The organism is Duganella violaceipulchra, assembly GCF_019166075.1.
Taxonomy (GTDB): Bacteria; Pseudomonadota; Gammaproteobacteria; order Burkholderiales; family Burkholderiaceae_D; genus Rugamonas; species Rugamonas violaceipulchra.
Genome location: NZ_JAHTGR010000015.1, coordinates 148,030 through 157,204 on the forward strand (window position 1 = coordinate 148,030; position 9,175 = coordinate 157,204).

5 protein-coding genes, 1 rRNA gene and 1 pseudogene are annotated in these 9,175 nt (G+C 62.5%); 3 read left to right on the forward strand and 4 right to left on the reverse strand.

Features of this window, described 5'->3' with window-relative positions:
- The first annotated feature begins 54 nt into the window (after positions 1-54).
- The 3 genes from KVP70_RS25180 to KVP70_RS25190 all read left to right on the forward strand — a co-directional run bounded on the left by KVP70_RS25180 (position 55) and on the right by KVP70_RS25190 (position 2,782).
- Complete coding sequence (locus tag KVP70_RS25180; RefSeq protein WP_217945172.1) at positions 55-1,761, forward strand: M1 family metallopeptidase; 1,707 nt, start codon at positions 55-57, stop codon at positions 1,759-1,761.
- Positions 1,761-2,267 carry a hypothetical protein gene (locus KVP70_RS25185; RefSeq protein WP_217945173.1) on the forward strand — a complete coding sequence of 169 codons (507 nt, stop codon included), beginning with the start codon at positions 1,761-1,763 and terminating at the stop codon, positions 2,265-2,267. The genes KVP70_RS25180 and KVP70_RS25185 overlap by 1 nt, the downstream gene beginning before the upstream one ends.
- Positions 2,268-2,440: 173 nt before the next feature.
- Positions 2,441-2,782 carry a DUF1840 domain-containing protein gene (locus KVP70_RS25190; protein WP_217945174.1) on the forward strand — a complete coding sequence of 114 codons (342 nt, stop codon included), beginning with the start codon at positions 2,441-2,443 and terminating at the stop codon, positions 2,780-2,782.
- A gap of 10 nt (positions 2,783-2,792) precedes the next feature.
- Here the strand turns inward: KVP70_RS25190 and KVP70_RS25195 are convergent, their stop codons facing one another.
- The 4 genes and pseudogenes from KVP70_RS25195 to rrf all read right to left on the reverse strand — a co-directional run bounded on the left by KVP70_RS25195 (position 2,793) and on the right by rrf (position 9,170).
- Entirely contained in the window at positions 2,793-6,704 is a 3,912-nt protein-coding gene (locus KVP70_RS25195; RefSeq protein WP_217945175.1) for a sensor histidine kinase, read from the reverse strand.
- Positions 6,705-6,870: 166 nt separating this feature from the next.
- Positions 6,871-7,713 (reverse strand): SGNH hydrolase domain-containing protein, encoded by an 843-nt coding sequence (locus KVP70_RS35680; RefSeq protein WP_416053881.1) that lies wholly within the window; start codon positions 7,711-7,713, stop codon positions 6,871-6,873.
- Positions 7,714-7,791: 78 nt separating this feature from the next.
- Positions 7,792-8,841, reverse strand: a pseudogene (locus KVP70_RS35685) (acyltransferase family protein); the annotation flags it as partial.
- A 216-nt stretch (positions 8,842-9,057) separates the two neighbouring features.
- Positions 9,058-9,170 (reverse strand): 5S ribosomal RNA (gene rrf, locus KVP70_RS25205).
- Between the last annotated feature and the right edge of the window lie 5 nt (positions 9,171-9,175).

Sequence of the window (9,175 nt, forward strand, 5' to 3'; positions counted from 1 at the left end):
TTCGCCAGGCTTGCTGCTATATTGCTCGATGTCCCACAACCTGCCGGGAATTCGATGACACGCCTGCCCCTCTACCTTGCCGCCAGCGCGCTGTTGGCCGGCTGCGCCACCAGCCAGCTGCCGCTGACCGACTTCACCGTCAACTCCGGCAGCCCGCGCGCGCCGGAACAGCTGGCTGTGACGTTCGAAAAGGCCGACCTGGCGCTGCGCGTCGATCCCGCCACCCGCAGCATCAACGGCGACGCCGCGCTGACCTTCCTGGCCAGCGCGCCGCTGACCCGCATCGCCGTCGAGCTGGACCGCAACCTGCCCATCGACTACGCCAGCGTGGACGGCGTGCAGCTGGCGCCGGCGGCGATCAGCAACCCGGACGGCCGCCTCTACCTGACCCTGCCGACGCCGCTGGCGGCCGGCGCCCGCACCACCGTGCGCATCCGCTACCACGGCGTGCCGCATGTGGCCGCGCACGCGCCGTGGGACGGCGCCTTCATGTGGAGCAAGACCGAGGACGGCCAGCCGTGGATTGCCACCACCGTCGAAGGCGAAGGCTGCGACCTGTTCTGGCCCTGCATCGACCATCCTCAGGGCAAGCCGAAATTGATCGACCTGCATATCAGCGTGCCGTCGCCGCTGGTGGTGGCCGGTAACGGCGTCGCGCTCGGCATGGACGAGAAGGACGGCTGGCGCACCTACCACTGGCGCGCGAAGAACCCCAGCACCTACGGCGTCGCCCTCAACATCGGCCCCTACGATGTGCTGTCCGGCGAATACGACAGTCGCTACGGCAACAAGATCCCGCTGCGCATGTGGTACCTGAAGGGCCACGACAAGCAGGCCCAGGGTTTGTTCGCCGAATTCGCTCCGATGCTCGATTTCTTCGAGGCCCGCATCGGCCCCTATCCGTTTGGCGACGAAAAAATGGGCGTGGTCGAAACCCCGCACCTGGGCATGGAGCACCAGACCATCAACGCCTACGGCAACGGCTACGCCAAGTCGCCGTTCGGCTACGACTGGCTGCTGCACCACGAGCTGTCGCACGAATGGTTCGGCAACCAGATGACCAACGCCGACTGGGACGATATGTGGTTGCACGAAGGCTTCGGCAGCTATATGCAGCCGCTGTACCTGGAGCAGCTGCGCGGCGAAAGGGAATTCCAGGCCGAGCTGTTCACCCAGCGCAAGTCGCTGCTCAACAAGGTGCCCGTGGTCAGCGGCAAATCCAAGCGCATCGAAGACGTCTACCAGGATGAACGGGGCGGCCCCGGCAACGATATCTACACCAAGGGCTCGCTGATCCTGCACACGCTGCGCAAGCTGATCGGCGACGACGCCTTCTTCCGCGCCACGCGCCGCATGGTCTACGGCACCGAGTCGCCCAGGCCGGACAATTTCACGCCGCGCTACAGCAGCACCAGGGAATTCATCGCCATCGCCAACGAGGCCAGCGGCCGCGACCTGGGCTGGTTCTTCGACGCCTACCTGTACCACGCGGCGCTGCCGGAACTGGTCGAGGAGCGCCGCGGCCAGCAGCTCAAGCTGAGCTGGAAGCTGAAGGACGGCGGCGCCTTCCCGATGCCGGTCGAGGTCCGCGTCAACGGCCGCATCGAGACTCTGCCCATGACCGACGGCAAAGGCGAACTGACGCTGCCGCCGCAAGCGCTGTACACCATCGATCCCCACTCCCGCGTGCTGCGCCAGCAAGTCCATATCGACGACTGGAAGCGCCAGGAAGAACAACGTAAAAAGAAAGCCACATCCTGATGAAAAAAATCTCCCTGGCGCTGCTGCTGGCGACCGCCCTGTCGGCCTGCAGCCCGCAATACGATTGGCGCGACTACCGCAGCACGGACGCGCCCTACGCCGTGCTCTTCCCCGGCAAGCCGGCCAGCCAGACCCGCAGCATCCAGCTCGATACCCTGTCGGTGGATATGACAATGACCGCGGCCGAGGTGGACGGCGTCATCTTCGCGGTCGGCAGCGCCCAGCTGCCGGATGCGGCCCAGGGCCCGGCCGCGATCGCCGCCATGAAGACCGCGCTGGTCAACAATATCGGCGCCACCGTCACCAGCAGCAAGTCGTCCGCCGACGCCCGGCAGGCCACGCTCGATGTCGAGGCCAAGGGCAGCCAGAATGGCGAAGCGCTGCGCCTGATCGGCCACTTCATCGCGCGCGACAAGCGGATTTACCAGGTCATCGTCATGGGCCGCGACCAGCATATCGTGCAGGACCAGGTCGAAACCTACCTCAGCTCCTTCAAACTGAACTGAAACATCGCCGCAGGCTTAGAAAATGCTTAATCCGATGTGCGCTAGCGCTCATACAGACAGGCTTGCCTCTTGTATAGTGACCTTCAGGCCTGATGTCTGGAATACGGTGACTGCTACAGCAAGAAACGGTGCACCGTGCTATCGTTCCAATTACAAGATTAAGAAAGCACGCTATGTTAATTTCCTTCAAATCGAAGTCCAGTCCAGAAGTGCTGATGTACCAGGAACATGCCCAGCGCATCCTGGACTTGCTGCACAAAAATCCTACGCGCGGCGTGATCACGGCGGAGGAAGCGGCCCATGCCCTGTCCTTGCTTGAAGGTGAAGTGGCCGCGAGCAAACTGCATCCTGAAACGGACGTCGAGCACGACGTCCACACCCATGAGCAGGAAGACGGCGAATCGATGGAACACGCGGTGATGCAACGGGTCGGTTTTGCCGCCCGCGCCTTCCCGCTGCTGGAAATGCTGCGCTCGGCCAAGCAGGAAAACGAGAGCATCATCTGGGGCGTCTGAGCCCCGCCCGCTAGTCGCCCAGCAGCGTCGCCTTGAGCGGCAGATCCAGCGTAAAGCGCGTGCCCACATCGAGCGCGCTGTCGACCCGGATGGTGCCGTCCAGCAGCGAGGTGACGATGTTGTAGGTGATGCTCAGCCCCAGGCCGTTGCCGCCCTGCCCCAGCTTGGTGGTGAAGAAGGGATCGAAGATGCGCGCCTGGTGTTCCAGCTGGATGCCCTTGCCGTCATCCTGGAACACGATGCGCACGTGATCCGGCCCCAGCCGCACCGCCCACAGCTTGATGACGCCGCCGCTGCGGCCCTCGAACGCATGCAGCAGCGCGTTGTTGATCAGGTTGATGATGACCTGGCCGTAAGGGCCGGGGAAGCTGTCCATCTGTATATCGTCCGGCATTTCCAGCTCCACCTGATGGCCGGCCTTGCGGATCTGGTTCTTCATCGTCGTCACGATTTCCTGGCTGGCCTGGTGCAGATTGAAGTGGCGCCGCTTGGCGCTGGCCTGGTCCACCGCCACCTGCTTGAAACTGTTCACCAACTCCGCCGCATTGCGCAGGCTGCGCATCAGCAGCAGCGACGCTTCGCGCGCCGCCTCGATGAAGCTGGTCAGGTCGGAACGGCGCAAGGTGTTCTGGGTCTGGCGCAGGTCGATCTCGGCCGTCTTGTCTTCCAGCGTGCTGGCAATCACCAGGCTGTTGCCGATCGGCGTGTTCAGCTCGTGCGCGACGCCGGCCACCAGCGCCCCCAGTGCCGCCAGCTTCTCGCGCTCCACCAATTGCTGCTGCGTGTCCTGTAGCTGGCGGTAGGAATCGGCGTTGGCGAACGCCACTGCCACGTAGGAGGCCAGCGTGGTCAGCATGTCGAGATCGATGCGCTGGTAGGCGTTGGCGCGGTAGCTGTGCACCGTGATCACGCCGCGCACCTGGCCGGCTACCGAAATCGGCACATAGATCAGCGAGCGCGGCTCGGTCGGCAAGGAGCCATCCTCCAGCGTGCCCATGTCGTCGGCGCCGGAGACCAGTTCCAGATGCTCGATGTAGCGCTGGTACTCGTGCTCGAGGTCGTTGATGAACACTTCCTGAGCGTGCGTGATGCACCATACCGCCAGTTGGTTGGGCTCGCGCATGCTGCGGGTGTAGGGCGCGTAGCGCTTGCCCTTCTCCATCGCGAACGGATACTCGATCACCTCCTCCTTGGGCCGGTAGATGCCGATGCCGAACACGCTGGCGTCCATCAGCGCATGCACCTGCTGGTACAGCATCGTCATGATGGCTTCGCTGTCCAGGTTGGCGGTGATGCGGCGGCCGATATCGGACAGCAGCGAAATGTTGCGGTGCGCCAGCTCCACGCTTTCCTTCTGGTGCTCCACCTCGCGCTTTTGCCGCTCGATCGCATCCTTCTGCTGCACCAGCTCGCGCGTGCGGTTGCCCACCTCCGCCTCCAGCGCGTGCTTCTGGTTCACCAGCATGCGGATGCGGATGCGGAACAGCAGGTAGACGCCGCCCAGCACCAGGCTCAGCACCAGCAGCCGGAACCACCAGGTCTTCCACAGCGGCGGCGCGATGATCACTTCCATCGCCACCGGCTCGCTGCTCCAGACGCCGTCCTTGTTGGCGGCCTTGACACGGAACACGTAGCGGCCGGCGTCGAGGTTGGTGTAGGTGGCGAAGCGCTTGCCGGCGTCGGCCGTCACCCACTGCGGATCGAAGCCCTCCAGCTGGTAGGCGTAACGGTTGCGCTGCGGATCGGCGTAGTGCAGGCCGGCGAACTCGAACGAGAAGACCGCGTCGCGGTAGCCAAGCCTGAGCGTCTTCGCTTCGTAGATCGGTCCCTTCTCCAGCACATCGCTGCGCGTCTGGCCGGTCAGGATGGACTGGTTGAAGATGGAGAAATCGGTGATCGACACCGGCGGCGCATGCGGGTTGTCGTGGATGCGCGAGGGCTGGAACGCGGTCACGCCGGACAGGCCGCCAAAGAACAGCGTGCCGTCGGCCGCCTTGTAGCCGGAGCCGATGAAGTAGGAGCCGTCGATCAGGCCGTCGCGCGAGGTGTACTCCTTGAACGCGCCGGTGTCGGGATTGAGCATCGCCACGCCGGAGGTGCTGCTGATCCACAAGCGGCCATGGTCATCGCTGAGGATGGCGCCGACCGGGTCCGGCGCGCGGCCGCTGCTGGTCGGGAAGAAGCGGAAATGCAGCTCGCCGTCGGCCCCCTGCTCGGCGCGGCACAAGCCGGCCGCCGTGCCTATCCACAGGCGCCCCTTGTCATCCTCGTAGGTGTAGTGCACGCGCTTGTGGCTGAGACTGTCCGCCTTGCCGGGCTCGTGGCGATAGTGGCGGAAGGTGCCGCTGGCGCGGTCGAAGCGGTCGAGGCCGTTTTCCGTGCCCACCCACAGCACGCCATGGCTGTCCTCCATCAGCGAATAGATGCGGCCGTCCAGGCTGTTTGGGTCGGCGGCGTCGTGGCGCCAGGTGCTCACCGCGCCGGTGTGCGGATCGATGCGGTGCAAGCCGGCGCGCGACGCCACCCAGATGACACCGCCACGGTCGACCACGATGCGCTGTATCGTCGCCGCCGCCGGATCGGCGTCCAGTGCGACCCGCGTGAACGGGCCGCCGGCCGCGTCCCTCCAGGCCAGGCCGGTGATGCTGCCGACCCATAGTCGGCCGCGCCGGTCGGTCTGCAGCGCCTGGATCTGCTCGCCCGGCAGGCTGGCCGGGTCGTGCTCGTTATGATGCCAGACCTCGGTCTCGCCCTTGGCGGTGTCGAGCAGGGTCAGGCCGTTGCCGGTGCCCAGCCAGTACTTATTGGGTCCGGCGCCGGTGATCACGCGCACCTTGTTGTTGCTAATGCTGGGCATCACGCCCGGGTATTCGGTGTAGCGCTCGAAACCGCCGCTGGTCAGGTCCACCCAGTCCAGGCCGGTGTACCAGTTGCCCACCCACAGCGTGCCGGTGCGGTCCTGGTACAGCGCGCTGATCTGGTTGTCGCCGACGCCGTGGCGGTCCTGGCTGTTGTGCCGGTAGGTGTAGAAATGCCGCGTGACCGGATCGCGCCGCTTCAGGCCGTCGCTGTAGCTGCCGGCCCACAGCACGCCATCGCTGTCGTGCAGCAGCGCGGTGATGCGCTGCTCGTGCAGATCATCGGCCGCCGCCAGCGGCACGCGCTCGGCGCCGTCGCTGGCCAGGCGCCATGCCTGCAAGCCCTGCATGGTGCCGGCCCACAGCATGCCGTCGGCGCCGATCGACAAGGACAGAATATTGCTGGACGGCGCGACGCCATCGCGCGCAGACCAGTGCTGGAACTGGTGGCCGCCCGCCTTCAACATTTCCAGGCCGCTGGCCGTGCCCACCCACAGGTTGCCGAACGCGTCGCGCGCCAGCGGGCCGATGCGATCGTCGCCGATGCTGTCGGCATCGGCGGCCGCGTGGCGCAGCGTGCGCACCTGGCCGCTGGCGATGTCGAGGTGCTGCAAGCCTTCACTGGTGGACAGCCAGAGTCCCTGCGCGCCGTCGCCGACGATGCTCAACACCGTCAGGTTGCCACTCCGGCGGAGCTGGTGGACAAACGACTGGGTGGCGGGATCGTAGCGGTCCAGTCCGCCTTTGCTGCCGATCCAGATGATGCCATTGCTGTCTTCGTACAGCGCATGGATGTAGTTGTCGAGCAGGCTATGGGGATTGGCCGGATCGTTCTTGAAGGCGGTGGTGCGGTAGCCGTCGTGGCGGTTCAGGCCGGCCTGCGTGCCCAGCCACATGTAGCCGTGACGGTCCTGCAATACCGCCGTGACAGATTCCTGGGTCAGTCCCTGTTCGATGCCGAGGTGTTCGAACCGCAGGCTGAGCGGCGCGGCGCGCGCAATAGGTGCGAGCGCCAGCAAGAGCAAGCCACATAAAAGGATGGAACGGGTTGCGTAACCTGGCATAGGGCTGCGTCTCCTAGATGCAAGCCATTCTAATGCACAAAGTTAAAAAACCCCACCAATTCACAGGTGGGGTTGGCAAGGGCTAAAGCGCGTTAAGATATATTCATGCTGAGCGCCGCATACCGTCAACGTGCGCTCGCCTGAAGTACGGGCCGGCAACCAGTTCCTATTTTGCCGTTACTTGCGCCCGCTTTGCCTGCTGTTCGGCGCCAAAATGCGCACCGATCATCAAGTCACCATCGTAGGTCAAGTGATTATTATCGCGGTACAGCAATTTGCCATCTTGCATAGCGCGACAAGTTGACTGACTACACAAATACGGCACCGGGTCGAAGGTTTGTAATCCTGGGAATTCGCTCAAGACCTGCTTCAAGTTCGCGAAGTGTACAGTGTTAGCGCTTTCGTAGGTGGCGCGCGGCATTTCGCACGAAGTCCTGGTTTGCGAGCTGGGAATACCAGCCCGCTTGATGCAGGATCGCGGATCGAAATCAATCCTGGGAATGTCGAAGGCCAGGATGACGGTCTTGCCCGCTTCGCGGAATCGCTTAAGCGTCAAGCGCAAGCCATCAACCATGGCATCGTCGTTCAGCTTGGCGATAGTGGAAATGACGACTGTGTGCACGCTCTCGGTCTTGAGCGCAATCTCAAGCATGCGCGGGGTCGCTTCCTGATATTTGTCGCCCGTCGCAAAACCCACGAACGGTATATTCGTTCCAAGCATCAGCAGATTTTCGCCTTGCTCACCGTAATATTTGCTCAGGCCGGCCAGCAGATGGTAAGCATGACTGTCGCCGATCAAGATCACCGTGGGCGCCTGGTCGATCTTGGCCAGTTGACAGTACTCCCACAACGTTTCGAAACCATAGCGTTGCTTGCAGGCGGCGGCATTCGCCCTGTCTTCGACCGTGATCAGCGCCTTCGTATGTGCGGCGCTCTCGATGATCGATGCGCGAAGCGGCAAGCCTTCGCGCCATTCCGTGTAATATCCGGCGGCGGCCAGCAGCAACATCGTGGCTGACAAGGCACCCACCTTGCCGTTCCATTTCAAGCCGAAGCGCAGCGGTTTTTCAAGCAGCCGATAGGTCAGCCATGCCAATACGAAAGCCAAAAGCAGGGCGGCGGCGCGAATGGCAGGCGCGGGCGTACCGGATTCGATGATTTGCGCATACGACAGCAAAGGCCAATGCCACAGGTAGAGCGGGTAGCTGATCAGGCCGATCCATACCGCCAGGCGGCTCGACAGAACGACCCGGTTGAACCAGGCTTGCGGTCCGGCGGCAAGAATAAGAACCGCGCCACATGTGGGAAGCAGCGCCCACCAGCCAGGGAAAGCCGATTTTTTGGTCAGCAGCGTCAACGCCAACAGAATCATCCCAAAGCCAATCAGGGACACGACTGAGTCGGTGCCGCGGCCGGCGCGGCGGCGCAAGCTGCCTAGCATGTCGCGGCCCTGCAGCGACATGCTAGCGAGCATGGCGCCCAGCCACAATTCCCAGGCACGGCTGGCTGGTGAGTAGAACGTGGCGGAAGGGAATTTATGAATTCCGCCGACATTGAGCAAAAACGACAGCAAGAGCAGGCCCGAGATAATCTTCAGCACGCTGATGCGGCGCCCGACCAGTACCAGCAGTACCGGCCACAGAATATAGAACTGCTCTTCTATCCCCAGCGACCAAAGGTGCAATAAGGGCTTGGTTTCGGAAGCGGTATCGAAGTAGCCGACTTCGTTCCAAAGCACGATATTGGAGACGAAACCGGCGCCGGCGACGATATGCTTGCCCAGTTGTTTGAACTCATCGGGAAACAGCGCAAACCAGCCGAAGGCATAGCAGGCAAGAAGCACGACTAGCAGAGCTGGAAAGATGCGCTTGATGCGGCGGGCATAGAAAGTAGCGAAGCTAAAACTGCCTTGCTCGATGCCGGCCAAGATAATCGACGATATCAAGAAACCGGAAATGATGAAGAAAATATCGACGCCGACAAAGCCACCCCGTAACCATTCGGGAAAGGCATGGAAGGCCAGCACCGATAACACCGCCAGTGCGCGCAAGCCATCGATATCGCGCCGATACCCAGGGTGATCGGCAAGGGCCGCCTGGTGGGCCGCAGGATTGGAATTACTTGGGGATATACGCATAAAAAGACGCGATCGCGGCGCCGCTCATATTGAAAAAGTGAATTAGTTGATATTCCAGCCACATTGATATGTTGGCTTGGCAATTCTAAACCATTACCCCTGCAATCGAAAGTTGATCCGGTAAAATCAGTTTGATCCGGTCGGGCTCGCACTTGATTAAATGCGGAACGAAAAAAAGCCCACCAGTTCACTGGTGGGCTTTTCTCTTTATAACTAGCCTGACGATAACCTACTTTCACACTGGTTGCAGCACTATCATCGGCGCAAAGTTGTTTCACGGTCCTGTTCGGGATGGGAAGGGGTGGGACCAACTTGCTATGGTCATCAGGCATTG

Excerpts from the sequence above, each read along its gene's own strand:
- KVP70_RS25180 (WP_217945172.1), top strand. The coding sequence starts at position 55 with ATGACACGCCTGCCCCTCTACCTTGCCGCCAGCGCGCTGTTGGCCGGC.
- KVP70_RS25185 (WP_217945173.1), top strand. The coding sequence starts at position 1,761 with ATGAAAAAAATCTCCCTGGCGCTGCTGCTGGCGACCGCCCTGTCGGCC.
- KVP70_RS25190 (WP_217945174.1), top strand. The coding sequence starts at position 2,441 with ATGTTAATTTCCTTCAAATCGAAGTCCAGTCCAGAAGTGCTGATGTAC.
- KVP70_RS25195 (WP_217945175.1), bottom strand. The coding sequence starts at position 6,704 with ATGCCAGGTTACGCAACCCGTTCCATCCTTTTATGTGGCTTGCTCTTG.
- KVP70_RS35680 (WP_416053881.1), bottom strand. The coding sequence starts at position 7,713 with ATGTTGCTGCTGGCCGCCGCCGGATATTACACGGAATGGCGCGAAGGC.